The following is a 23,821-nucleotide window of genomic DNA, read 5'->3' on the forward strand; positions in this document are numbered from 1 at the left end:
GCCCGTCTGCAGACCTGACCCCCGGTGCGCCCGTCTGCAGACCTGACCCCCGGTGCGCCCGTTTGCAGACCTGACCCCCGGTGCGCCCGTTTGCAGACCTGACCCCCGGTGCGCCCGTTTGCAGACCTGACCCCCGGGTGCGCCGGTTTGCAGACCTGACCCCCGGGTGCGCCCGTTTGCAGACCTGGCCCGCGGGGACGGCCGCTTTACAGACCGGACCCCCGACGTCGGAGGTCGCGGAAGTACTGCACCTGATACTGGTGCACGTTGCGGTTGTGCTCCTCCAGCGTCTCGGCAAACGCGTGGGACCCGTCGTTCTTGCTCACGAAATACAGATACGGCACCGGGGCCGGCGAGGCGGCGGCCGCCAGCGAGGCGCGGCCGGGCGACGCGATCGGGCCCGGCGGCAGCCCCGCGTAGCGATACGTGTTGTACGGAGAGTCGAACTGCAGATCCGCGCGCGTGAGATTGCCGTCGTACCGGCCGGCGCGCTCCAGCGCGTAGATGACGGTCGGATCGCACTGCAGGCCCATGCCGATCTTCAGCCGGTTGGCATACACCGCCGCGACCAGCGGCCGTTCGTCCTGGTTCCCCGTCTCCTTCTCGACAATCGACGCCAGCGTCACCAGCTGCCGCAGCGACAGCCCCCTGGCCGCCGCCGCGTCGACGATGTCCGGCGTCAACGCCTTGCGGAAGCCGGCCACCATCCGCGTCACCAGCTGCTCGGCGGTCGCGCGGCGCGGCAGCGTGTAGGTGTCGGGGAACAGGTAGCCTTCCAGATCCTTCGCCGCCGGATCGAGGTCCTGCACCAGCTCGCCGCGCGAACTCGCGGCAATGAACTCGCGCGCGTCGCCAAACCCCTTGCTCTCGAACAGCGCCGCCATCTGGCGGATCGTCAGCCCTTCGCGGAACGTCAGCGGCGTCACGACCACGTCGCCGCGGGCGATCTTGTCGATCACCTCGCGCGGCGACATCGGCCGATCGAACCGGTACTCCCCCGCCTGCAGGCGCCGCCCCTGCCCCGTCACCCACAGCGCGATGCGGAACCGCGACACGTCCTGGACGACACCGGCGTCGGCGAGACGGCGGGCGATGGTGGCCGAGCCGGCCCCCTGCGGGATCTCGACGAACTGCTCCGCCGCAGCGTAGCCCTTGTACGGCCGGTCGATGTTGAAGTAGAACCACGCGCCGGCCGCGGCGCAGATGGTGAGCAGGATGAAGAGCGCGAGGATGAGCTTCTTCACGGGCGTGGCCGGCCGTCGAGAAAATCCTGCAGGATGAGCGCGGCAGCCATCGCGTCGAGCTGGTCCTTCCGTTTGCGCCAGTCGCGCTCGCGCGCGGCCAGCAGTTCGTCGGCCTCGTGACTCGTCAACCGCTCGTCCTGAAGCGAAATCGGTACCGTGACCGCCGCCGCCAGCATTTCGGCGAGTTTCCGCACCCGCGCGGTCTGATCGTTCGGTTCGCCGTTCAACCGCCGGGGCAGTCCGATGACAATAGCGTCGAGCCCGTCCTCCGACTGTAATGTCCGGATCTCCGCCGCCAGCCGCTGCACGGCGGCGCCGAGGTTGGCATCGTTCTGGAGCCGCTTCCACGGTGAGGCGAGGAGCCCGGTCGCGTCCGACAACGCAAGCCCAATCCGCCGCTCGCCGTAATCGATCCCGAGCACCCGCACGAGGTCGAGCGTACCACGTCGCGCCTAGAGGTCCCGGAGCGCCACGTTCGGCTCGACGCGCGCCGCTCGCGACGCCGGGACGCAGCAGGCCAGGAGCGCGGCGAGCGCGAACGGAACCGGCACCATGACGAACAGTCCAGGATCGATCGGGCTCAGCGTCGTGACGATGGTGGCCTTCAGCGCGACGCGGATCAGGACGCCGAATACGAGCCCGATGACGAGTCCCTTGAGCACGGGACGGAAGCCATCGCGCAGGATCAGACGGAAGATCGCGCCCCGGTTCGCGCCGATCGCGATGCGGATGCCGATCTCTCGCGTCCGGCGCGCGACGACGTGCGCCAGCACGCCATAGAGCCCGGCCATCGCCAGCAGCAGCGCCACGCCCCCGAGCGCGGCCGCCAGACCACCGACGATCCGCAGCAGGAGAAACGGCCCTTCCAGCAACCGCGGACCCGTCCCGATCGCCATCAGCGCGAGCTCGGGATCGACACGTCTGATCGCGGCGCGCAGCGCGCCGACGGCGGCCGAGGGGTTCGCGCTCCGTACGCTGATCGCAATGCCCGGGTCGTAGTGCTGCGCGAGCGGCACGAACAGCGGCGGATTGCCGCGGCGCGTCAGCCTGAACGTGTCCGTATCAGCAGAAACGCCCACGATGGTGTGGACCGCCGGCGCGATCCTGTCGTTGAGAATTCTGCGCCACGGGTGCAGCATCACCGTTCGACCCACCACATCGATCGTATTGAATACCTCCCGCGCCACTCCCTCGCTCACGATGGCGACGCGCGGCGCCTGCGCATCGTCGCGGTCGGTGAAGCCGCGGCCGCGGACGAGGCGCATCCCGAGCGTCGCCAGAACGTCCGGCGTCGCCGCGATCCGGTACGTGTAGTGGCCGACGTCCCGCGTCGCGGTGAACGGCTCTTCGATGGGCGTGATGTAGACCGACGGCGGCATCATGCCGAACGGCAGCCCGGACGATGCGGCCGCGCGCTCGACGCCGGGCTGAGCACGCACGCTCGCCAGGATGTCGTCGACGATCGCCCGGGCGCGTGCCGGGTCACGGCCGTTCAACGCGAAGTCCACTTGCGCCAGCGCGAGGCGCCGGTAGTCGATGCCGGCGTCGAGGCTGCCGGCCCAGCTGACCACTTTCACGCACATCGCGGCGACGAGCACCATCGCGACCGAGCCGCTCACCTGCCAGGCCACGAGCGTGCGATGCAGGCGCCACCGCGCCGGGGTGGCCGCGCCGCCGGCGCCAAGCCTGCCGCGAACGTCGTCCCGCGTGGATTGCAGCGCGGGCCAGACGCCGAAAACGAACAGCGCGAGCATCGTCGCTACGGCCGAGGCGAGGAGCACGGGGCCGCTGATCTCGGGCGTGAAGTGGATGACGACGTTCTGGGCAATGGGCAGGTCGGTCTCGAACGCGCGCGTCAACACGACGAGCAGGACGAGACCGAGGGCGCCGCCGGCCAGCGTCACCAGACCGCTCTCGAGCAGGTGCTCGCGGACGAGACGGCCGCGCGACGCGCCGAGCGCGGTGCGTACCGCGATCTCGTGCATGCGCGACGTGCCCTTTGCCAGCGACAGGTTCGCGAGGTTGGTGCACGCGATGAGCAGGACCATCGCGACGGCAAACAGGATGGCGCCGCCGAGGACGTCGATCCGGTCGGCCTCCGCGGCTTGCGTGCCGTCGCGCACGGTCCAGACGCGGCGCGGCACCGCGCCGTACGGGGTCGAGCCCGGCGATGGCGGGTACGCGGCGTCGAGCCGCTGCCCGATGACCGCCGCTTCGGCGGACGCCTGTGCGGCCGTCACGCCGGGTTTCAACCGGCCCCAGACCGCGATCGAGCGGAGGTTCCGATCGCGCCGCTGCCGCGCGGCCCAGCCGGTGCCAGCCTTGTCGGGCACGCTGACCTCCGGAATCCAGATGGACGCCGGCAGCATCAGGTGCACGCCGTGAAAGGTGCCGCGAACCACGCCGACCAGTTCGAACGTCTCTCCGCCGAGCGTGAACAGCCGGCCGACCGCGGCCGGGTCGGCCCCGAGCCGGGAACGCCAGAACGATTCGGAGACGACCGCGACCCGCGCCGCGTCTGCCTCGTCCTGCGCCTGCAGCAGACGTCCATGCCGCGCGGCCAGACCGAGGGTCGCGAAATACTCGCCGCTGACGCTCTCGCCGAACACCGTCTCGACGGTGCTGCCGATCGAGATCGCCGCCACCATGCGCCGCGCCGCGCCGATCGAGGAGAAGCTCGACTGCTGCGCGCGGATGTCGAGAAAGTCCGGCCAGGAGATCGAGGGAGTCGAACGTCCCGCTGCGGTCCACGACAACGTGCGCTCGGGCGCGGGGATCCCCATCGGCATCCAGAACAGCGTGCGCACCGCCGCATAGATCGCGCTCGATACGCCAATCCCCACCGCGAGCGAGGCGATCGCGAAGCAGGTGAACCCGGGCGCCAGCCGCAGCCGGCGCCACGCCAGCCGAATGTCGCGAAGCCATGGCTCCATGGCGAGGGTTATAATTCGCCGCATCCCCATGTGCAACTGGATGAAGGCGCTCGCGATCGCCGCTGCGGCCTCCGCGCTGTGCACCGCCGCCTGTTCGGGCGGCGCGGCGCGCGGCCCGTCCAGAGTCGACAAGAAGATGGTGATTCTCGGGTTCGACGGCATGGACCCGGCGCTGCTGCAGCGCTACCTCGCCGAGGGCAAGATGCCGCACATCGCCGCGCTGGCAAAGCGCGGCGGCTTCGCGCCGCTGCAGACGACGCATTCGCCCGAGTCGCCGACGGCGTGGGCCTCGTTCGCGACCGGCGTGAACGCCGGCAAGCACAACATCTACGACTTCCTGGTGCGCGACACCACGACCTACCTGCCGGATCTCGGGATGGTGACGCGCACGCCGCCGAAGTTCCTGTTCAACTACTTCCCGGTCTCGAAGCCGAAGGTCGATTCGACGCGCGGCGGAACCTCCTTCTGGGTGACCGCCGGCCAGGCCGGCGTGCGGTCCGACATCCTCACCGTGCCGGTGACGTTCCCGCCCGAAGAGGTGCCGCACGGCTTCATGCTCTCGGGCCTGCCGCTGCCGGACATCCGCGGCACGATGGGCACCTTCTCGTACTACGCGACGGATCTGAGCCGGTACGAGGAAGGCAACACGGAGATGGGCGGCATCCTGAAGCGCCTGGTCTTCGAGGGAGACACCGCAGCCAGCGAGCTGGACGGGCCGCCCAGCCCGATCGTCCGGCAGAAGATCGAAGCGATCCGCCGCAAGGGGGCGACGCTCAGCGAAGCGGATCGCACGCAGCTGGCCGAGCTGCAGGCGGTGCAGGACGTGCGCGTGCCGTTCACGATCCAGTGGAACCGCGCGGCGAAGAACGCGTCGCTCGCCATCGACGGACAGACCATCGCGCTCGAGCCGGGCAGGTGGACGCCGTGGATCGACCTCACCTTCAAGGTGAACTTCGTCGTCCGGCTGCAGGGCATGGTGCAGATGCTGCTGATGAACGCCGGCAGCGAGCTGCAGCTCTACGTCTCGCCGGTGAACTTCAAACCGGAGAATCCGCCGGTGCCGATCTCGTCGCCGCCGGCGTTCGCCGCCGATCTGCGGAAGGGGGTCGGCAATTTCCGGACGCTGGGATGGGCGGAGGCGACCTGGGCGCTGAACGAAGGGCGCATGGACGAGAAGACGTTCATGGACGACCTCATGGTCGCCTTCGACGACCGCGCCAAGGTGATCCTGCACCGGCTCGGCGCCAGCGACTGGGATCTGCTGATCGGCGTCATCGAGTCGACCGACCGCGTCCAGCACATGATGTGGCGGCTGATCGATCCGAAGCATCCGTTGTACGACGCCGCGCTCGCGGCCCGGTTCGGCGACTCGATCGAGCGCGTCTACCGCCGCGCCGACGACTTCGTGGGCGAAGTGGTGAAGCGCGTCGGCGCCGACGTGCCGGTGGTGATCGTCTCGGACCACGGCTTCCACTCGTGGCGCAAGGCGGTGAATCTCAACACCTTCCTGGTGCAGCACGGCTACATGGTGATGAAGGGGCAGAGCGCCGATAAGAAACTGGCGGACCTCTTCGGCGGCGGCACCTTCTGGGAGAACGTCGACTGGTCGAAGACCCGCGCCTACGCCATGGGCATCGGCCAGATCTACTTCAATCTGCGCGGCCGCGAGTCGCAGGGCATCGTGAGCCCCGGCGCGGAGGCGGCGGCGCTCGCCGACGAGCTGAGCGCGCGGCTGCTCACCATGACCGATCCGGACGGCGGCACGCCGATCGTGCGCGCCGTCTACAAGCGTGACGACATCTATACCGGCCCCTACCTGCACAACGCCTCGGAGCTGCAGGTCGGCATGCACGAGGGCTACCGCGTGTCCTGGCAGACCACGCTCGGCGGCTCCCCTCCCGGCATCGTCTACAAGAACGATCGGAAGTGGAGCGCGGACCATGGCGGCTACGACTTCGCGATCACCTCGGGCATCCTGGTGAGCGCCCTCCCGATCACCTCGACCTCGCCGCGGATCATCGATCTCGCGCCGACGGTCCTGAAATATTTCGGCGTCTCGATCCCTGGGGATGTGGATGGCAAGCCGCTGTTCTGAGGATCGTCCGGCAGCGTCCGGCTTCAGCCGGAAGATCCTGACCGCCGGCATCACCCTGCTGCTCGGTCTGGGGCTGGGAGCCCAGACCCCCGACCGATCCCAGACCGAAGCGCTCGCGCGGCGCGCCGCGGAGCGGCTGGCCGCGCTGCAGAAGGAATCCGAGCGGCTCGCCAGCCAGGAGCGCGGCGTGCTCGCGGAACTCCGCAAGCTCGAGGTCGATCGCGCGATCAAGGTCGAGGAGCTGGCGGCCATCGAGCGCGATTCGCGCGGCGTCCAGGACAAGCTCGCCGCCGCGACCCGGCGCGCCGCCGAGCTCCAGGGGGAAGCCGACCGGCAGCGGCCGGACGTCGAAGCGCGCCTGGTGCACTTGTACAAGATGGGGCGCGCCGGCTACTGGCGCCTGCTGCTCGACGTCAACAACCTGCGCGAAGTCGGCCGCGCGTACCGCACCGCCGCGGCGCTGAACCGCATCGATCGCGATCGCGTCGAGGAACACCGACGCACCCTCGCGGCGCTGGCGGCGGAGCGCACGGCGCTCGAGGCGCGCGCCAGGGAGCTGACGATCCTGCAGCGCCGCGCCCGCGACGCGGCCGCCGGAATCGAACGCGCCGTGGCTGCCCGCGCCACCCTCGTGCGATCGATCGACGAGCGCCGCGATCTCAACGCGCAGCTCGCCGGCGAGCTGCAGGACGCGCAGCAGAAGATCCAGGCGACGCTCGCCGCCGCCGCGGCCGGCCGTCCCGCTACCGCGCCGAACCTGCCGCTACGTCCGTTCCAGGGCACGCTGCCCTGGCCGGCCGAGGGTGTCGTGTCGGCGCGCTTCGGCCGGCAGCCTCCCAACACGGCAGGCCCCCCGGTCCGGAACGGCATCGAGCTGTCGCTGCCGGAGGGGCAGCCGGTCAATGCCGTCCATAGCGGGACCGTGGCGTATGCCGACCTCTTCAGTGGCTATGCCAACCTGGTCATTGTCGAGCATGCCGACGGGGCCTACTCGCTCTACGGCCACCTCGCCACCACCGTCGTCAAGAAAGGTGACCGGGTCGAGGCCGGGACGACCGTCGGGACCGCCGGGCGAAACCCGGCCGGGAACCCCTCGATCTACTTCGAGCTTCGCGTCGACGGCAGGCCCGTCGATCCCCTACAATGGCTGAAGCGATGACTACCCGCACGCGACTCTCCGTCCTGCTGATCTCGACGCCGCTCGTCGCCTTCATCGTGTTCGGCGGCATGATGGGCAAGGCGTCCGGCGGCGACCAGACGTTCCAGCATCTCCGCATCTTCGAAGACGTCGTCTCGCTGATCCTCAACAACTACGTCGAGGAGGCGAAGGTCGATCGCGTCATGGAAGGGGCGATGCGCGGTCTCGCGGACGGCCTCGATCCCGACAGCGCGTATCTCACCGCGGCGCAGGTCAAGCTGGTGGATCCGGGCGAGAAGCCCGCCGCCGGCGACGTCGGCGTCGAGCTGACCCGTCAGTACTACTTGCGCGTGATCGCCGCGCGCGACGAGTCGCCGGCGGCGAAGGCCGGATTGCAGACCGGCGATTACGTCCGCGCCATCGACGGCAGGCCGGCGCGCGACATGTCGGTGTTCGAGGGCATGCGGATGCTGCGCGGCGCGCCCGGCACCAAGGTGACGCTGACGATCATCCGCGGCAACGCCGCGGAGCCGCGGCAGATCGAACTGGTGCGCGAGAAGACGCCCGGCGCGATCGTCACCGGCCGCATGCTGCCCGGGGATCTCGGCTACCTGCGCATCGCCGCGTTCGGTCCCGACGCGACGGCGAAAATCCGCGCCCAGGCGACGGAGCTGCAGAAGGCCGGCGCGAAACACCTGATCGTCGACGTGCGCCGCACCGCGGAAGGGCCGTTCGAGAGCGGCATCGACGCGGCGCGCCTGTTCGTGAAGACGGGCACGCTGGCGATGGTGGCCGGGCGCGACCCGAAGGCGACGCCGCCGCCGTCGAACCCGCAGACCTCGCGTCCGGCGGCGGCGGAACCGCCCGCGAGAGTATCGCAGGAGTCGATCAAGGAAACCATCGCCGCCAAGGCCGGCGACGGCGCCATTGCGCTGCCGGTCACGCTCCTGGTGACCACCGGCACCTCCGGCGCGGCGGAGCTGTTCGCCGCGGCGCTCGACGGCAACACACGCGCGGATCTCGTCGGCGAGCGGACGCTCGGACGCGCCGGGATTCAAAAGCTGGTGCGGCTGCCCGACGGCCGCGGCCTGTGGCTCACCTACGCGCGCTATCTCACGCCCGGCGGCGAGATCATCCAGGGACGCGGCCTCACCCCCGACCTGGCGGTCGACGAGCCCGACGTGGACTTCGATCAGCAGAAACCGGCCACCGACCCGGTGCTCGACGCCGCCGTGGCCCGGATCCAGAAAAACGGGTAACTTCTGTTACAATAGCGGTTTCGGCAAGGGCCTGTGTTTCAGGACATAGGCGCGTAGCTCAGTGGTTAGAGCGCCTGCTTGACACGCAGGAGGTCGGTGGTTCGACTCCACTCGCGCCTACCAGCCTTCGCTCACGCGCGCCAACCTGAGCGTGAGCTGCGGTTGGCACGCCAGGCGAAGGTTGTCCGCCGCAGCGCCAGCGCGAAGGTGGACGGCCACGAATAACGTTCATGAGTGAGATCTCAGTCACGCTGCCCGACGGATCGGTCCGTCGTGTGAGCGCCGGCAGTACGCCTGCCGACGTCGCGGCCGGGATCTCTCCGCGCCTCGCCAAGGCCGCCATCGCCGCCATCGTCGACGGCAAGCCCGTCGATCTCACCTGCCCGCTCACGGCGGATGCCCGGGTCGAGATCCTCACGGACCGCGGCAGCGACGCGATGCACGTCTACCGTCACAGCACGGCGCACCTGCTGGCGGCGGCGGTGACGAATCTCTTCCCCGGCGTCCAGTGCGGCATCGGTCCGGCGACGGACGAGGGCTTCTTCTACGACTTCGTCGTCCCGCGGCCGTTCGTGCCCGAGGACCTCGAGGCGATCGAGAAGAAGATGAAGGAGATGGCCGCGCAGGATCTGCCCTACGAACGGCAGCTGTGGCCGCGCGAGGAAGCGATCGCGTTCTTCAAACAGCGCGGCGAGCCGCTGAAGGTGCAGTTGATCGAGGAGAAGACGGCCGGCCAGCCCGAGGTCTCCGTCTACACGATCAAGGACCGCGACACGTTCGTCGATTTCTGCGTCGGCCCGCACGTGCCGTCGACCAGCCGGCTGAAGGGCTTCAAGCTGCTCAACACGTCCAACGCGTACTGGAAAGGTGACGCGAAGGGGACGCCGATGCAGCGGATCTACGGCACGGCCTTCTTCAGCGACAAGGATCTCCAGGCGCACCTGCAGCGCATCGAGGAGGCGAAGAAGCGCGACCATCGCCGCGTCGGTAAGGAGCTCGGGCTCTTCACGTTCCACCAGTGGGCCCCCGGCGCCGCGTTCTGGCTCGGCAAGGGGACGACGCTCTACAACACGCTGGCGGATTACATGCGCCGCGTGCTGTTTCCCTCCGGCTACGTCGAGGTGAAGACGCCGCTCATCTACAACAAGGCGCTGTGGGAGACGTCCGGGCACTGGGGGCATTACCGCGAGAACATGTTCCTCGTCGAGTCCCGCGACGGCGATCCGATGGGCGTGAAGGCGATGAACTGCCCCGGCCACATGCTCGTCTTCGGCAGCGAAGTGCGGAGCTACCGCGATCTGCCGCTGCGCTTCCACGAGCAGACGCCGCTGCACCGCAACGAGGCGTCCGGCGTGCTCGCCGGGCTCACCCGGGTGCGCCAGTTCTCGCAGGACGACGCGCATTGTTTCGTGACCCAGGAGCAGATCGGCGAGGAAGTCGAGCGGCTGATCCGGCTGGTGCAGCGGGTGTATGCCGACTTCGGGCTGCCCTTCGTCGCCAAGCTGTCGACCCGGCCGGACGAGTTCCTCGGCGAGGTCGCGACGTGGGACAACGCGGAAGCGCAGCTCAAGGCGGCGCTCGCGGCGGCGGCGATGCCGTACGAGTTGAACGAGAAGGACGGCGCGTTCTACGGTCCGAAGATCGACTTCGACATCATGGACGCGCTCGGCCGCCGCTGGCAGTGCGCGACGATCCAGCTCGACTACCAGATCCCGCAGCGCTTCGGCCTGAAGTACGTCGGCGCGGACAATGCCGAGCACATGCCGATCGTCATCCACCGCGCGATCTTCGGCAGCTTCGAGCGGTTCATCGGCATCCTGATCGAGCACTACGCGGGGGCGTTCCCGCTGTGGCTGGCGCCGGTGCAGGTGACGGTGCTGCCGATTGCGGACCGCCACGCGGCGTATGCGGCGGGCGTGCGGGATCGGCTGGCGGCGGCGGGCCTGCGGGTGGAGCTGGACGCCCGGCAGGAGAAGATTAATTATAAGATCCGCGAGGCTCAGCTGCAGAAGATCCCCTACATGCTGGTCGCGGGGGATCGCGAGGCGGCGGAAGGCACGGTGTCGGTGCGCAGCCGCAGCGGCGGGGACCAGGGGGCGCAGCGCGTCGACGAGTTCGTGCAGACGGCGCTGACGGAAATCGCCGGCAAGGGGCAGGCGGAACCCGAATCGGGCGCCGCTGCGTAAGTAACAGGGTTGCCCAGGAGGTAGTTATCGCTTTTGATCGAGGTCCGCGCCGAGACGATCGCACGCGGGTGAACGAACGCATCAGGGTCCGCGAAGTCCGCGTCATCGACGAGGACGGGACGCAGCTCGGGATCATGCCGCCGCCTCAGGCGATGGCGATTGCCCGGCAGAAGGGGCTCGACCTCGTGGAGATCGCCGCGACGGCGGTGCCGCCGGTCTGCCGCATCATGGACTTCGGGCGCTATCAGTACCAGGAACAGAAGCGCGCGCGGTCGGCGAAGAAGCACCAGAAGATCATCGAGGTCAAGGAAATCAAGTTCCGCCCGAAGGTCGACGAGCACGACTACCAGTTCAAGAAGAAGCACATCGAGCGCTTCCTCGCGGACGGGGACAAGGTCAAGGCGACGATTTTCTTCCGCGGCCGCGAAATGGCGCACCCCGAGATCGGGCGGCGCATCCTGGAGCGGTTGATCGACGACCTCGCCGACGTGGCGACGCCGGAGAACATGCCGCGGCAGGAAGGCAACCAGATGCACACCATCCTGTCGCAGAAGGTGGGCGGGAAGAAGCCGGCGCCGAAGGCGCCCAAGGTCGAGAGCGTAGAAGGTAGCTGAGTCATGCCGAAACTGAAGAGCCATCGGGGCGCGGCCAAGCGCTTCAAGAAGACGAAGTCGGGAAAGTTCAAGCGCGGGAACGCGTTCAAGGCGCACATCCTCACCAGCAAGACCCGCAGCCGCAAGCGCAAGCTGAAGGGCACGTCGCTGGTGTCGGACCAGGACACGGCGAAGCTGCGCCGCATGCTCCCCTATTAACCAGACGGAACTACATCAATGCCTCGAGTCAAACGTGGAAACGTCCGGCGCGCGAAGCGGAAGAAGCTGCTCAGCCGTGCCAAAGGGTTCTATCAGACCAAGAGCAAGCTCTATCGCTCCGCCAAGGAGTCGGTCGACACCGCCCTGAAGTACGCGTTCGTCGGCCGCCGCCGCAAGAAGCGGGACTTCCGCACGCTGTGGATCCAGCGGATCAACGCCGCGGCGCGCGAGCACGGCCTCACCTACGGGCAGTTCATCGCCGGCCTGAAGGCCTCGGGCAACCTGCTCGATCGCAAGAGCCTGGCCGAGCTCGCCGTGTCGTCGCCCGCGTCGTTCGCGCGGCTGGCGAAGACCGCCGCCGACGCCCGGCCGAAGACCGCGCCGAAGAAACCGGCCGCGCGCGCCTAGTCCGCCCCCGGTCACGACCACAGGAGGTCAGGAGATCAGGAGACGCGTTTCTCCCGATCTCCTGGCCTCTTGTCGTAAACACTGCCCGAAACGATGGACATCGCCGCTCTCAGACAACAGGCCGAGCAGGATCTCGCGGCCGCGCACACGGAGGCGGAGCTGCGCGGCGTCCACGACAAGTACCTGTCGCGCAAGCACGGGCTGATCTCCACCTTCCTGAAAGAGGTGGCGGCGGCGCCGGCCGACATCCGTCCGGCGCTCGGCCGGACCGCGAACGAGCTGAAGCAGCACGTCGAGGCGCTCTGCAAGGCGCGCCTGGCCGAAGCGGCGGCGACGCGGCCGCCGATCGACGCCGTCGACGTCACGCTCCCCGGCCGTCCGCCGCTCGTCGGCCACCGCCATCCGCTGACGCTGATGCGCGAGCGCGTCGAGCAGATCTTCCAGCGCTTCGGCTTCCTCGTCGTCGAAGGGCCCGAACTCGAAGACGACTACCACAACTTCGAAGCGCTCAACATGCCGCCGGAGCATCCCGCGCGCGACATGCAGGACACGCTGTACGTGTCGTCGCCGGTGCCGGCGCCAGGTCGGTCCGACCCGGCCGGCGGCGGCGCTCAGGGCAGGCCCGCGACGCTGCTCCGGACGCACACGTCCGGGATGCAGATCCGCTACATGGAGACGCACCAGCCGCCGATCCGGCTGATCGCGCCCGGCCGCGTCTACCGCCGCGACGGCCTCGACCTCACCCACTCGCCGATGTTCTCGCAGGTCGAAGGGCTCGTGGTCGGTGAAGACGTGACGCTCGCGGATCTGAAAGGCACGCTGATCGCGTTCGCGCACGAGCTGTTCGGCCCCGATCGCGGCACGCGGTTCCGTCCCAGCTTCTTCCCCTACACCGAGCCGTCCGGCGAGCTCGACATCAGCTGCGCCAACTGCGGCGGCACCGGACGGGCGACGCCGGTGTCGCCGAAGCCGGGCGCCGGCGCCGCCGGCGAAGGCGGATGCGCGATGTGCAAGCAGACGGGATGGATTGAGGTGCTCGGGAGCGGGATGGTGCATCCCGCGGTGTTCGAAGCCGTGGGCTACGACCCGGAGAAGTACACCGGCTTCGCGTTCGGCGTCGGCATCGAGCGGCTGGCGCTGCTCAAGTGGGGGATCGAAGACATCCGCCTGTTCTACGAGAACGACCTGCGCTTCCTGGAGCAGTTCCCGCTGTGAAGCTGCCCTATTCCTGGCTCACCGATCTGGTCCGCGTGACCGACGGCGTGGACGCGGTTGCGGCCGCGCTGGCGCGGCGCGGCTTCGAGGTCGCCTCGGTCGAGGACGGCGTGATCGATTTCGAGATCACCGCGAACCGTCCCGACTGCCTGAGCGTGATCGGGCTGGCGCGCGAGGCGTCCGCCGCGTACGGCCTGCCGCTGCAGCTGCCGGATCGGACGATGCCGCCGGCCGGGCAGCCGCAGCCGATCGACATCGCGATCGAGGATCCCGAGCTGTGTCCGCGGTATTGCGCGCAGGTCTTCGAGGTGCGCGCCTCCGGCGCCGCGCCGGCGTGGATGCGCGAGCGGCTCGAGGCGTGCGGCGTCCGCAGCATCAGCCCGATCGTCGACGTCACCAATTACGTGATGCTCGAGATGGGCCAGCCGACGCACGCGTTCGACCACGCCGCGCTGGCGGGGCGGGCGCTGCGGATCCGGCGCGCCCGGCCCGGCGAGACGCTGCGCACGCTGGATGGCATCGATCGCGAGCTGCAGCCCGACATGCTCGTCATCGCCGACGCCGAGCGCGCGCAGGCGATCGGCGGCGTGATGGGCGGCGCGACGTCGGAGATCGGTGCGTCGACGAAGCTGATGGTGCTGGAGAGCGCCTACTTCAAGCCGGCGTCCGTGCGGCGGACCAGCAAGCGGCTGGGCCTCAAGACCGAGGCGTCGACGCGGTTCGAGCGCGGCGCGGACGTGAACGCCGCGCCGGCGGCGATCGCGCGCGCGGCGGCGCTGCTGCAGCAGATCGGCGCGGCGCAGCCGCTCGGCCCGATCATCGACAAGTATCCGGCGCCGCCCGCCGCGGTGACGCTCGAGCTGCGCGCCGCCCGGATCCAGCGCGTGCTCGGCGTCGCGGTCGCGGACGAGGACGTCCCCGCGCGGCTCCAGCCGCTGGGATTCACGGTCGAACCTCGCCCCTCGACCCTCGACCCTCGACCCGCGACCCTCGACCCTCGACCCTCGATCCTCGAACCTCGAGCCTCGTGGTCCGTCATCGTCCCGTCGTTCCGCGTCGACGTTCAGCGCGAGATCGATTTGATCGAAGAAATCGCCCGGCACGACGGCTACCTCGGACTGCCGGCGACGTTCCCCGCGCTGACCGCCGCGCAGCCGCCGCCGGATCCGCGGATGCTGCGCGATCGGCTGGTGCGCCAGGTGCTGACGGCGTGCGGCCTGTCGGAGGCGATGACGTTCGCGTTCATCGAAGCGGCCGCGGCCGCCCCCTTCGCGGATCCCGCCACCGTGGTCGGCGTGGCCAACCCGCTGTCGGAGAAGTACGCCGTGCTTCGCCCGTCGCTGCTGCCCGGATTGATCGATGCCGCGGCGCACAACCGGCGGCGCGAGCATCCTGACGTGCGGCTGTTCGAGACCGGCACGCGGTTCAGCACCGCGGGAGAGACGCGCGCGGCCGCCGGCGTGTGGTGCGGCGCGGGCGCGCCGGCGCACTGGTCGGGCGGCGCGCGCGAAGTGGATTTCTTCGACGTGAAAGGCGTGGTCGAAGCGGCCGCGAAGGCGCTCGGGCTCGCGCTGGAGTTCGAGCCGGCGGTATCGCCCTACTTCGTGGAAGGGCGGGCCGCCGCGGTGAACGTCCGCCTGCGGGAGACGGCGACGGACATCACGCGCCGGTTCGGACTGCTCGGACAGCTGCAACCGGGCGTGCTGGCGGCGCGCGGATTCCCCTCCGGCGACACGATGTACGCCTTCGAGCTGGATCTCGACGCCGTTCCGGCGCTGAGCCAGACGGACGATCTGCGCGCTGAGTCGCTGCCGCGGTTCCCGTCCGTCGTGCGCGACGTCTCGATTCTGGTCGATAGCACCTTGCCTGCGGCTGCCGTTCGTGGCACTATCCGGTCGTCGGCTCCCGCCACGCTGGCGCACGCGATCGAGTTCGATCGTTATCGCGGCAAAGGGGTGCCGGACGGACGCGTCAGCCTGTCGCTGCGCCTCACCTTCCGCTCGCCGGAGCGGACGCTGACGGACGCCGAAGTCGACGCGGCGATGGAACGGATCGTCGCCGCCCTCGCCTCGGCGCACGGCGCGGTCAGACGCTGACACAGAAGGAGTTCAATGGCGAAGACGGCAGTAGCCACCCCCACGGTCGACTTCGAGGCGATCGACCGGCTGGAGCAGAAGCTGAAGCAGCTGGTCGCCGTGCTGGACCGCACCCGCGCCGAGCACGCGCGCGTCAGCGACGAGCTCGCCCGCGTCCGCGGCGAGCATCAGCGCGCGGCCGAAGAGAATACGCGCCTGCGCGCCGAGATCGAGACGGCGCGGACCCGGCTCACCGAGGCCGAGGGCACCGGCTCCGAGCTCGCGGCGCTGCGCCAGGAGCGCGAGCAGATCCGCGGCCGGGTCGATGACATGCTGAAACAGATCGACGCGCTCAATCTCTGACGCCGCCCGACATGGCGAACGAACACGGTCGTCTCGTCACCGTCGAGATCAACGGGCTGCGGTACCCCATCCGCAGCCAGCTCGATCCCGCGTACGTCGCCGAGCTCGCGACCTACGTCGAGGAGAAGATGCGGCTGGCGGCGCGCGAATCCCCCGCCGGAGACACGCTGAAGATCGCCGTCCTCGCCGCCCTCAACATCGCCGACGAGTGCTTCCGCGCGAAAGAGGAGGGTTCGGCGCAGCGTACAGATTTGTCAGAGCGCACGCGCGCGCTCGAACGGATGCTGGATCTCGCGCTGGCGCTCGATCCTCCCGACGCTCTGGCCCGCGCCGCCGGATCACACTGAGGCGCTCCGAGGGGCGCGGCCCCCGGGCTCCCCTGCACGCCCGCGTGCGCTCGCTCGCGGCCTCGCATTGCGGGAACGGTGAGATAGGGTAAAATCCTTCAGGAGTTGTTCGAGCTCCCTGCTTTGCTCGTGATGGTTTCGGAGGCTCGGTTTGAGCCAATGTTCCATCTAAGTGAATCGCGGCGCCGTGCCGTGTGCATGCCTCTGTAAGAGGAAGCCTGACGCGCGGCGAGCTACAGCGGTTCCACCTGGTTTATCCAGGTTCAAACGACCTCCCCACACGGCAAAGCGGGGCCCTTTCTCCCAGCCGGCGGGCCGCCGCCGTTAACAGATAGCAGGTACGATGAGCCCGTCCGCCGTGTACCTCACCCTCGGCGCACTGGCCGATCTCGCCGGCGTCGCCGCCATTGTCTGGTGGTTCAACAGCCGCAAACGTTTTTCCGCTGAAATCATCGCCCGCGCCGAAGGCCTGAGCCGCGACATCCGCGAGCAGGCGGAGCGCGCCGCCGAATCGATCAAGAAGGAAGCGCAAATCGACGCCCGCGAGAAGGCCCACGCGCTCCTGACCGAGGCCGAGACCCGGGCGCGCGACCGGCAGCAGGAGATCCTCGCCGTCGAGCAGACGCTCGCCGATCGCACGCGATCGCTGGCGGATCGCATCTCGGCGACCGACGCGCTGGAGCGGGATCTCCGCGCCCGCGACGCCGCGCTCGCCGAGCTGCGCCGCCGCACCGAGGCCGCCGCCGCGCGCGGCGAGCAGCTGGTCGCGGAACGCGAGCGCGAGCTGCAGCGAATCTCCGGGCTGACCGCCGACGAAGCGCGCGAGCTGGTGCTGAGAGACATCGAATCGGATGCACGGCGCGACGCCGCCAACCTGATCAAGCGGCTCGAAGCCGAGGCGCGCGAGTCCGCGGCCGAGCGGGCGCGCCAGATCATCGCCGACGCCATCCAGCGCAGCGCCGCCGACCACGCCATCGAAACCACCGTCTCGGTCGTCGACCTGCCCAGCGACGACATGAAAGGGCGGATCATCGGCCGTGAAGGGCGCAACATCCGCGCGCTCGAGCAGGCGACCGGCGTCGAGCTGATCGTCGACGACACGCCGGGCGCCATCATCCTGTCGTCGTTCGATCCGTTCCGCCGCGAAGTCGCCAGGCTGGCGATCGCGCGGCTCGTCGCCGACGGCCGGATCCATCCGGCGCGCATCGAGGAAGTGGTCGAGAAGGTCAAGCTCGAGATGGAGGAGACCGTCCGCAAGGAGGGAGAGTCCGCCGCGTTCGAGCTGGGGCTCTACGATCTCCACCCGGAAGTGCTGCGGCTGATGGGGCGCCTCAAGTTCCGCACCAGCTACGGGCAGAACGTGCTCAATCATTCGCGGGAGGTCGCGTTCCTCGCCGGCATCATGGCGAAGGAGATCGGCCTGAACGGCCATGTCGCCGCGCGCGCCGCGTTCCTCCACGACATCGGCAAGGCGATCGACCGCGACCTGCAGGGCACGCACCTCGAGCTCGGCCTCGATTTCCTCCGCCGCCACGGCGAGAGCGAGCCGGTGCTCCAGGCGGTCGCGGCGCATCACATGGACATCGACTGGCCGTCGCTCGAAGCGATGATCGTCCAGGCGGCGGACGCCATCTCGGCGGCGCGCCCCGGCGCCCGGCGCGACATCCTCGAGTCCTACGTCAAGCGGCTGGAGAAGCTGGAGAGCATCGCCGACTCGTTCGAGGGGGTGACCAAGGCGTTCGCCCTCCAGGCGGGGCGCGAGATCCGGATCATGGTGGAGAGCGATCGGGTGTCGGACGAAGCGACCGTCTGGCTGTCGAAGGACATCGCCAAGCGGATCGAGAGCGAGCTGCAGTATCCCGGCCAGATCAAGGTCACCGTCATCCGTGAAACGCGTGCGGTCGAGTACGCCCGCTGATCTGCCGGGCGAACGCGCGCTGATCGAGGAGATTCGCGCGCGCGCCGGGGCCGCGCCGGCGTGGCTGCCGGTCGGCATCGGCGACGACGCCGCGGTGGTGGAGGGGGCGCGCGGCGCGCTGGAGATCCTGACCACCGACGCCATCGTCGAAGGCATTCATTTCGACCGCCGGGTCAGCACGCTGGCGGACGTCGGCTGGAAGGCGCTGGCGGTGAATCTCTCCGACATCGCGGCCATGGGCGGCACGCCGCGGCTGGCGCTGCTCTCGCTCGGCCTGCCGGAGGCGATGTCCGCCGCCGAGGTCCGCGAGCTGCTGGACGGCTTTTTCGCCCTGGCCGGAGAGACCCGCGTGACGCTCGCCGGCGGGAACATCACGCGATCCCCCGGTCCGCTGTTCGTCGACGTCACCGTCTCGGGGTTCGCCCGGCGCCGGCAGGTGCTGACGCGCGGCGGGGCGCGCGCCGGCGACGCCCTCTACGTCACCGGCCAGGTGGGTGCCGCCGCCGCGGGACTGGGCTGGTCGACGGGCCGCCCCGCCGAGGAACCGATCGATGGCATCGACGCCTGCGTGGAGCGGCATCGCCGCCCCGACCCGCGCGTCCGCGTCGGCGCCCTGCTCGGGCGCAACCGGGCGGCGAGCGCGTGCATGGACCTGAGCGACGGCCTCGCCGACGCGGTCCGCCAGGTCGCCGCCGCCTCAGGGCTGGGCGCCGTCGTCGACGGGGAGGCGCTGCCGATCCCCGACGCGGCGCGGACGTGGTTTCAGCGGCGCGGCGTCGATCCCGCCAGCGCCGCGGCGGCCGGCGGCGACGACTACGAGCTGCTCTTCGCCGTGCCCCGCCGGGCGCGCGGCCGCCTCGCGACCGTCATCCGCCAGGCGCGCGGCGTTCCCATCACCCGCGTCGGCGAGCTCACCGCCGATCCGCGCCTGATTCTGATGAACCGCGGCCGGCCGGAACAGCTGCCGGACGGATTCGTCCACTTCTAGAGCGATGCAGCCACGGACGCGCCGCTGGCTCGACCAGCTGCTTCATACCCACGACACGCCCCACCGCACGGCCGCGGCCTACGCGCTGGGGATCTTCTTCGGCTTCTCCCCGTTTCTCGGCCTGCACACGATCCTCGGTCTCGGCTTCGCCTTCGCGCTGAACCTCAATCGCGTCGCGGTGCTGCTCGGCGTCTACTCGAACCTGCCGTGGATCCTCCCGGCGTACTACACCCTCGCGACCGTTGCCGGCGCCGCGATCCTGCAGGTGCAGGTCCCGCCGGGCCTGTTGAACGAGCTGAGGGCCGCGGTCGCCGACGCGTCGTGGTCAGACTTCCGGAGAATCGTCGCGGACCTGGCGCCGCTGGCCTGGGCCTACGTCCTGGGGTCCACCCTCGGGGCCGTGATTCTGGCGGGGATTGCCTATCGCGTGGCCCTGGCGGCCGTCCTGGCCCACCGGGCGAGACACGCCCTTGCGCAACAAACCAAGCAAAATCAATAACTTACAATCTTGTCTCGGCCGTAATTGGGCCTTTGACTGAACGCTTCCGGCCCCCTATAGTGGATGGACATGGTCGGGATCTCCCGGTCGCTTTGGCGCAAGCTGACGGCGACCGCCGCGGTCGCGGCGGGCTTCGTCCTGATGTACGAGGCCAAGGTGATCGACTTCCGTCAGATCGCCGTCCCCAGCCAGGCCAAGGAAGTGGTGTCCGGCGACGAGCCGGTCGGTCCCAACGCCAACCATCTCAGATTCGCCGCCACCGCCTACTGCAAGGGGACGACGACCGCGTCCGGCGTCAACGTGCGGACCGGGATCGCGGCGGCGGATCCCGATCTGCTGCCGGTCGGCTCGGTGATTCAGGTCTACCGGCTCGGCGAGCGCTACAACGGGATCTACACCATCATGGACACGGGACCCGCGGTCCAGGGGCGCGAGATCGACATCTATATGTGGAGCTGCCACGAGGCGCTGCAGTTCGGGCGCCGGCAGATCGCGATCAACGTGCTGCGGCTGGGATGGAACCCGAAGGCCAGCTCGCCGACCCTGATCGAGCGGCTGTTCCGCCAGCGGGAGGCGGCCATTCTGTCAGAGCCGGCCGCGCCGTTAGCCTCGCGGCCGATCGAAATTCGATAACGCCGCCTCTCTCTCCTGATCCTGGTATTGCAGCTGATACAGCTTGAAATAGATGCCGCGCTGGGCGAGCAGCTCCTGGTGCGTGCCCATCTCCCGCAGCCGTCCCTTGTGCAGGACCAGGATCTTGTCCATGTCCTGGATGGTCGACAGGCGGTGCGCGATCGCGATGGTGGTACGGCCCGACATCAGCACGTGCAGCGCGTCGCGGATCAGGATCTCGGTCTCGGTGTCCACGCTGGAGGTCGCCTCGTCGAGCACCAGGATGCGGGGATCGAAGGCGAGGGCGCGCGCGAACGAGAGCAGCTGCTTCTGGCCGACCGACAGCGTCGCGCCGCGTTCGACGACCGGCGCCGCGAATGTTCCAGGGAGCCGCGCGATGAACGCGTCGGCGTGCACCGCCGCCGCGGCGCGCTCGACCTCGGCGTCCGGGATCGCCGACGCGCCGAGGCGGATGTTGTCGGCAATCGTGCCGCTGAACAGGTGCACGTCCTGCAGCACCAGACTGAACAGCCCGCGCAGCCCGCTCAGATCCATCTCGCGCACGTCGACGCCGTCGATGAGGATCCGTCCCTGGCTGACGTCGTAGAACCGCAGCAGCAGGTTGATGATCGTCGACTTCCCCGCCCCGGTCGCGCCGACGATGCCGAGGCGCTCGCCGGGACGGACCTCGAACGACACATCGCGCAGCACCCAGTCGGGTTCCCCCGACTCCGCGGGATTGTAGGCGAACCACACGTGGTCGAAGCGGATGTGCCCTGCCTTCGCGCTCCCGATCGTCCGCTCGGGTGAGTGAATCGTCACCGGTTCGTCGAGCAGCTTGAAGATGCGCTCCGACGAGGCCATCGCCGCCTGCAGGATGTTGAACTTCTCCGACATGTCGGCAATCGGGCGGAAGAAGCGCTGCGAGTAGAGCAGGAACGCCACCAGCGAGCCGAGCGACAGGGTGCCGGCCAGCACGGAGCGGCCGCCGTACCAGATCGTCAGCGCCGCCGCCAGCGCGCCGATGATCTCGATCGCCGGATAGAACACCGCGTAGTAGAAGATCGAGTCCACGTTGGCGACGCGGTGCTCGCGGTTGATCGCCTCGAAGCGGTCGAAGGCGCGGGCCTCCCGGCGGAACAGCTGCACCGTGCTCATGCCGGTGATGTGCTCCTGCAGGTAGGCATTGATCCGGGCGATCAGCCGCCGCACCGTGCGATAGGACTCGCGGACGTTGCGGCGGAACCACTGCGTGACCACGACGATGAGCGGCAGCACGGCAAAGGAGACCAGCGCCAGCTCCCAGTTCATGCTCAGCATCACGATCATGATGCCGGCGAGCGTGAACACGTCGCCGAACACCGACACCACGCCGGACGTGAACAGGTCGTTGATCACGTCGACGTCGGTGGTGACGCGGGTCATCAGCCGGCCGACCGGATTGCGATCGTAGAAGCGCAGGTCGAGGCGCTGCAGATGCGCGTAGATCTGCATCCGCATGTCGAACATGATGCGCTGCCCGGTGGTCTGCAGCAGCCAGGTCTGGGTGAACTCGAGCGCGAACGCGGCGGCGAGGATCGACAGGAACCACAGCGCGATGCGGTTGACGCCGTCGAGATCCCCCGCCGGGATGTAGCGGTCGATCGCCAGCTTCATCACGTAGGGCTGCGCCAGCTGCAGCATCGAGTTGGCGATGATGGCGGCGAGGGCGAGCGCCGCCTGGAGGCGGTACGGCCGCAGGTACTGCAGCAGCCGCCGCATCAGGCGCGCGTCGTACGCTTTTCCGACTACGTCGTCGTCTGTCATGTGAACCGGATGGCGTCGCCCCTCGGGCTGCCCCACGCGCGCGCTCCGTGCGCGCGGCTCGCTCGTTGTCCTCGCTCGCTCATGATGGTTCCGGGGCGCTTACGATGCCTGCAGCTCCTCCTCGAGCAGTTGCTTCTTGTACATCGCGGCATAGAGACCGTCGCGGGCGACGAGCTGGTCGTGCGTGCCGCGCTCGGCGATCCGCCCGGCGGCCAGGACGAAGATCTGATCCGCCTGCCGGACGGTCGAGATCCGGTGCGAGACGATGATCGAGGTCCGCTCGCGCATGACCCCGCGGAGCCGGGACAGGATCTCTTCCTCGGTGTAGGTGTCGACCGCCGATAACGCGTCGTCGAGCACGAGGATGCTCGGATCGACCGCCACGGCCCGGGCGAGGGCGGTGCGCTGTTTCTGCCCGCCCGACAGCGTGATCCCGCGCTCCCCGACGGTCGTGGCGTAGCCGCGGGGAAACCCTTCGACGTCCTTGTCGAGCCGCGCCACTGCCGCCGCGGCAGCGACCGCTTCAACCGCTGGAGCCTCTTCCCCCCCTTCGCATCCTTCGAGCCCCTTCGACCCCTTCGCCTCCTTCGACTCCTCCTTCGTGAGTCCGAAGGCGACGTTCTCGGCAATCGTGTCGGAGAACAGGAACGGTTCCTGCGGCACGAAGCCGATCGCCCCGCGCAGCCGCGACAGCGGAATCTCGCGGACGTCCACGCCGCCGATCCGCACGGTGCCGCGCGGCGGCTCGTGCATCCGCGGGAGGAGGTTGATCAGCGTCGACTTCCCTGCGCCGGTGCCGCCCACCAGCGCCACCGTCTGCCCCGGCTCGATGCGCAGGCTCACCTGCTCGAGCACCGGGCGGTCGCTGCCGGGATAGGTGAAGGTGAGGTCGCGGATTTCGATCGCGCCGTCGAGCGGCGCCGCCCGGCCGGCGGGGGTGACGGCCGCGTCATCGATGGCAGGCTCGTGCTGCAGGACTTCCAGCATCCGCCCCCAGGACGCGAGTCCGCGCTGCAGGATGTTGGTGACCCAGCCGAAGGCGATCATCGGCCAGGCGAGCATCACCAGGTAGCCGTTGAAGGCGACGAACTCGCCCAGCGTGATCGACCCGCGAATCACCTCGCGGCTGCCCAGCCAGAGGACCAGCATCGATCCCAGGCCGAGGAACAGCGTCATGCTGGGATAGAACGCTCCCTGCAGCCGGATCAGAACGCGGTTGCGGCGGAAGTACTCCTCGTTGGCGCGGCGGAAGCGCGCTTCCTCGTGCGCTTCCTGGCGGTAGGCGCGGACCACCCGCACGCCCGACAGCGCCTCCTGCACCACGGCGCTGACTTCCGAGAGCTGCGCCTGGATCTCCTCGAACCGCTGGTGGATGGCGCTGCCGAAGTAGCGCACCGCCACGGTGACGAACGGCAGCGGGATCAGCGCGATCAACGTCAGCCTCACGTCGATCGTCAGCATGAGGACGATCGCGACCACGAACACCAGGATGGTGCTGGCCGAATACATGATCGCCGGGCCGATCATCATCCGCACGGCACTGAGATCGTTGGTGGCGCGCGACATCAGGTCGCCGGTGCGCCGCGCCTGGTAGTAGCCGAGCGGCTGCCGGGCCAGGCGCGCGAAGAAATCGTTGCGCATGTCGTACTCGATGTCGCGCGATGCGCCGATGATGATGCGGCGCATCAGGAACAGGAACAGGCCGCGCACCAGCGCGATGCCGAGCAGCAGCGCCGCGTACAGCACGAGCTTGCGCTGCGTGACGCCGCCGTAGAGATCGTCGATCGCGTACTTGAGCACCCACGGGCCGAGGAGCTGGAAGGTCGTGGTGGAAATGACGCAGATCAGGCCGAGGAGGAACGCGCGGCGGTAGCGATTGACGTAGGGAAGCAGTGCGCGAACGGCCGGTGACATCCGATCCAA

20 protein-coding genes, 1 tRNA gene and 1 other RNA gene are annotated in these 23,821 nt (G+C 69.2%); 17 read left to right on the top strand and 5 right to left on the bottom strand.

Annotated elements, in window-relative coordinates:
- Nucleotides 1-206: 206 nt before the first annotated feature.
- Genes mltG through VFK57_02225 form a run of 3 tightly spaced genes read right to left on the bottom strand, consistent with a single transcriptional unit; the run spans nt 207 to nt 4,177 of the window.
- Nucleotides 207-1,244 (bottom strand): endolytic transglycosylase MltG, encoded by a 1,038-nt coding sequence (gene mltG, locus VFK57_02215; GenBank protein HET7694497.1) that lies wholly within the window; start codon nt 1,242-1,244, stop codon nt 207-209.
- Nucleotides 1,241-1,672, bottom strand: a complete 432-nt coding sequence (gene ruvX / locus VFK57_02220) for a Holliday junction resolvase RuvX (protein ID HET7694498.1) — start codon at nt 1,670-1,672, stop codon at nt 1,241-1,243. The genes mltG and ruvX overlap by 4 nt, the downstream gene beginning before the upstream one ends.
- Before the next feature lie 24 nt (nt 1,673-1,696).
- Nucleotides 1,697-4,177: an ADOP family duplicated permease gene (locus tag VFK57_02225; GenBank protein HET7694499.1), complete on the bottom strand. Its 2,481-nt coding sequence runs from the start codon at nt 4,175-4,177 to the stop codon at nt 1,697-1,699.
- A 28-nt stretch (nt 4,178-4,205) separates the two neighbouring features.
- Between VFK57_02225 and VFK57_02230 the strand changes: the two genes are divergently transcribed.
- From VFK57_02230 to VFK57_02310, 17 genes are all read left to right on the top strand, one after another.
- Nucleotides 4,206-6,272: an alkaline phosphatase family protein gene (locus tag VFK57_02230; GenBank protein HET7694500.1), complete on the top strand. Its 2,067-nt coding sequence runs from the start codon at nt 4,206-4,208 to the stop codon at nt 6,270-6,272.
- Nucleotides 6,253-7,431, top strand: coding sequence for a peptidoglycan DD-metalloendopeptidase family protein (locus tag VFK57_02235; protein HET7694501.1), 1,179 nt, complete (start codon nt 6,253-6,255; stop codon nt 7,429-7,431). The genes VFK57_02230 and VFK57_02235 overlap by 20 nt, the downstream gene beginning before the upstream one ends.
- Nucleotides 7,428-8,669: a S41 family peptidase gene (locus VFK57_02240; GenBank protein ID HET7694502.1), complete on the top strand. Its 1,242-nt coding sequence runs from the start codon at nt 7,428-7,430 to the stop codon at nt 8,667-8,669. Before VFK57_02235 ends, VFK57_02240 begins: the two co-directional genes overlap by 4 nt.
- Before the next feature lie 47 nt (nt 8,670-8,716).
- Nucleotides 8,717-8,792 (top strand) — tRNA-Val (locus VFK57_02245).
- Between the two features lie 107 nt (nt 8,793-8,899).
- On the top strand, nt 8,900-10,855 hold the full coding sequence (gene thrS / locus VFK57_02250; GenBank protein HET7694503.1) for a threonine--tRNA ligase: 1,956 nt from the start codon (nt 8,900-8,902) through the stop codon (nt 10,853-10,855).
- A gap of 26 nt (nt 10,856-10,881) precedes the next feature.
- On the top strand, nt 10,882-11,469 hold the full coding sequence (gene infC / locus VFK57_02255) for a translation initiation factor IF-3 (GenBank protein HET7694504.1): 588 nt from the start codon (nt 10,882-10,884) through the stop codon (nt 11,467-11,469).
- Between the two features lie 3 nt (nt 11,470-11,472).
- Complete coding sequence (gene rpmI / locus VFK57_02260) at nt 11,473-11,667, top strand: 50S ribosomal protein L35 (protein HET7694505.1); 195 nt, start codon at nt 11,473-11,475, stop codon at nt 11,665-11,667.
- 18 nt (nt 11,668-11,685) lie between these two features.
- The gene (gene rplT, locus VFK57_02265; protein ID HET7694506.1) at nt 11,686-12,075 is read left to right on the top strand and encodes a 50S ribosomal protein L20; all 390 of its coding nucleotides are present in this window, start codon (nt 11,686-11,688) and stop codon (nt 12,073-12,075) included.
- Between the two features lie 93 nt (nt 12,076-12,168).
- Nucleotides 12,169-13,290: a phenylalanine--tRNA ligase subunit alpha gene (gene pheS, locus VFK57_02270; protein ID HET7694507.1), complete on the top strand. Its 1,122-nt coding sequence runs from the start codon at nt 12,169-12,171 to the stop codon at nt 13,288-13,290.
- Complete coding sequence (pheT, locus tag VFK57_02275) at nt 13,287-15,386, top strand: phenylalanine--tRNA ligase subunit beta (GenBank protein ID HET7694508.1); 2,100 nt, start codon at nt 13,287-13,289, stop codon at nt 15,384-15,386. The genes pheS and pheT overlap by 4 nt, the downstream gene beginning before the upstream one ends.
- A 15-nt stretch (nt 15,387-15,401) precedes the next feature.
- A complete protein-coding gene (locus VFK57_02280; GenBank protein HET7694509.1) occupies nt 15,402-15,728 on the top strand; it encodes a hypothetical protein in 327 nt (108 codons plus the stop codon).
- 11 nt (nt 15,729-15,739) lie between these two features.
- Nucleotides 15,740-16,075 (top strand): cell division protein ZapA, encoded by a 336-nt coding sequence (locus VFK57_02285; GenBank protein HET7694510.1) that lies wholly within the window; start codon nt 15,740-15,742, stop codon nt 16,073-16,075.
- 112 nt (nt 16,076-16,187) lie between these two features.
- A non-coding RNA gene (ssrS, locus tag VFK57_02290) (6S RNA) lies at nt 16,188-16,374 on the top strand.
- 44 nt (nt 16,375-16,418) lie between these two features.
- Entirely contained in the window at nt 16,419-17,993 is a 1,575-nt protein-coding gene (gene rny, locus VFK57_02295) for a ribonuclease Y (GenBank protein ID HET7694511.1), read from the top strand.
- Nucleotides 17,962-18,981, top strand: a complete 1,020-nt coding sequence (thiL, locus tag VFK57_02300) for a thiamine-phosphate kinase (protein ID HET7694512.1) — start codon at nt 17,962-17,964, stop codon at nt 18,979-18,981. The genes rny and thiL overlap by 32 nt, the downstream gene beginning before the upstream one ends.
- 4 nt (nt 18,982-18,985) lie before the next feature.
- Nucleotides 18,986-19,480 carry a DUF2062 domain-containing protein gene (locus tag VFK57_02305; protein HET7694513.1) on the top strand — a complete coding sequence of 165 codons (495 nt, stop codon included), beginning with the start codon at nt 18,986-18,988 and terminating at the stop codon, nt 19,478-19,480.
- A gap of 69 nt (nt 19,481-19,549) precedes the next feature.
- Entirely contained in the window at nt 19,550-20,113 is a 564-nt protein-coding gene (locus tag VFK57_02310) for a 3D domain-containing protein (GenBank protein HET7694514.1), read from the top strand.
- On the opposite strand, the gene VFK57_02315 is transcribed toward VFK57_02310, so the two are convergent.
- Nucleotides 20,084-21,898, bottom strand: coding sequence for an ABC transporter ATP-binding protein (locus tag VFK57_02315; GenBank protein ID HET7694515.1), 1,815 nt, complete (start codon nt 21,896-21,898; stop codon nt 20,084-20,086). The two genes, VFK57_02310 and VFK57_02315, sit on opposite strands and share 30 nt — an antisense overlap.
- Nucleotides 21,899-21,997: 99 nt before the next feature.
- Complete coding sequence (locus tag VFK57_02320; GenBank protein HET7694516.1) at nt 21,998-23,812, bottom strand: ABC transporter ATP-binding protein; 1,815 nt, start codon at nt 23,810-23,812, stop codon at nt 21,998-22,000.
- Between the last annotated feature and the right edge of the window lie 9 nt (nt 23,813-23,821).

The sequence above is a fragment of the Vicinamibacterales bacterium genome (assembly GCA_035699745.1).
Taxonomy (GTDB): Bacteria; Acidobacteriota; Vicinamibacteria; order Vicinamibacterales; family 2-12-FULL-66-21; genus JAICSD01.

What these genes read in the sequence shown, in the direction of transcription:
- pheS (HET7694507.1), top strand. Translation starts at nt 12,169, where the DNA reads ATGGACATCGCCGCTCTCAGACAACAGGCCGAGCAGGATCTCGCGGCC.
- thrS (HET7694503.1), top strand. Translation starts at nt 8,900, where the DNA reads ATGAGTGAGATCTCAGTCACGCTGCCCGACGGATCGGTCCGTCGTGTG.
- rny (HET7694511.1), top strand. Translation starts at nt 16,419, where the DNA reads ATGAGCCCGTCCGCCGTGTACCTCACCCTCGGCGCACTGGCCGATCTC.
- VFK57_02235 (HET7694501.1), top strand. Translation starts at nt 6,253, where the DNA reads ATGGCAAGCCGCTGTTCTGAGGATCGTCCGGCAGCGTCCGGCTTCAGC.
- rpmI (HET7694505.1), top strand. Translation starts at nt 11,473, where the DNA reads ATGCCGAAACTGAAGAGCCATCGGGGCGCGGCCAAGCGCTTCAAGAAG.
- VFK57_02280 (HET7694509.1), top strand. Translation starts at nt 15,402, where the DNA reads ATGGCGAAGACGGCAGTAGCCACCCCCACGGTCGACTTCGAGGCGATC.
- VFK57_02285 (HET7694510.1), top strand. Translation starts at nt 15,740, where the DNA reads ATGGCGAACGAACACGGTCGTCTCGTCACCGTCGAGATCAACGGGCTG.
- VFK57_02305 (HET7694513.1), top strand. Translation starts at nt 18,986, where the DNA reads ATGCAGCCACGGACGCGCCGCTGGCTCGACCAGCTGCTTCATACCCAC.
- VFK57_02320 (HET7694516.1), bottom strand. Translation starts at nt 23,812, where the DNA reads ATGTCACCGGCCGTTCGCGCACTGCTTCCCTACGTCAATCGCTACCGC.
- VFK57_02310 (HET7694514.1), top strand. Translation starts at nt 19,550, where the DNA reads ATGGTCGGGATCTCCCGGTCGCTTTGGCGCAAGCTGACGGCGACCGCC.
- VFK57_02225 (HET7694499.1), bottom strand. Translation starts at nt 4,177, where the DNA reads ATGGAGCCATGGCTTCGCGACATTCGGCTGGCGTGGCGCCGGCTGCGG.
- VFK57_02315 (HET7694515.1), bottom strand. Translation starts at nt 21,898, where the DNA reads ATGACAGACGACGACGTAGTCGGAAAAGCGTACGACGCGCGCCTGATG.
- VFK57_02240 (HET7694502.1), top strand. Translation starts at nt 7,428, where the DNA reads ATGACTACCCGCACGCGACTCTCCGTCCTGCTGATCTCGACGCCGCTC.
- VFK57_02230 (HET7694500.1), top strand. Translation starts at nt 4,206, where the DNA reads ATGTGCAACTGGATGAAGGCGCTCGCGATCGCCGCTGCGGCCTCCGCG.
- rplT (HET7694506.1), top strand. Translation starts at nt 11,686, where the DNA reads ATGCCTCGAGTCAAACGTGGAAACGTCCGGCGCGCGAAGCGGAAGAAG.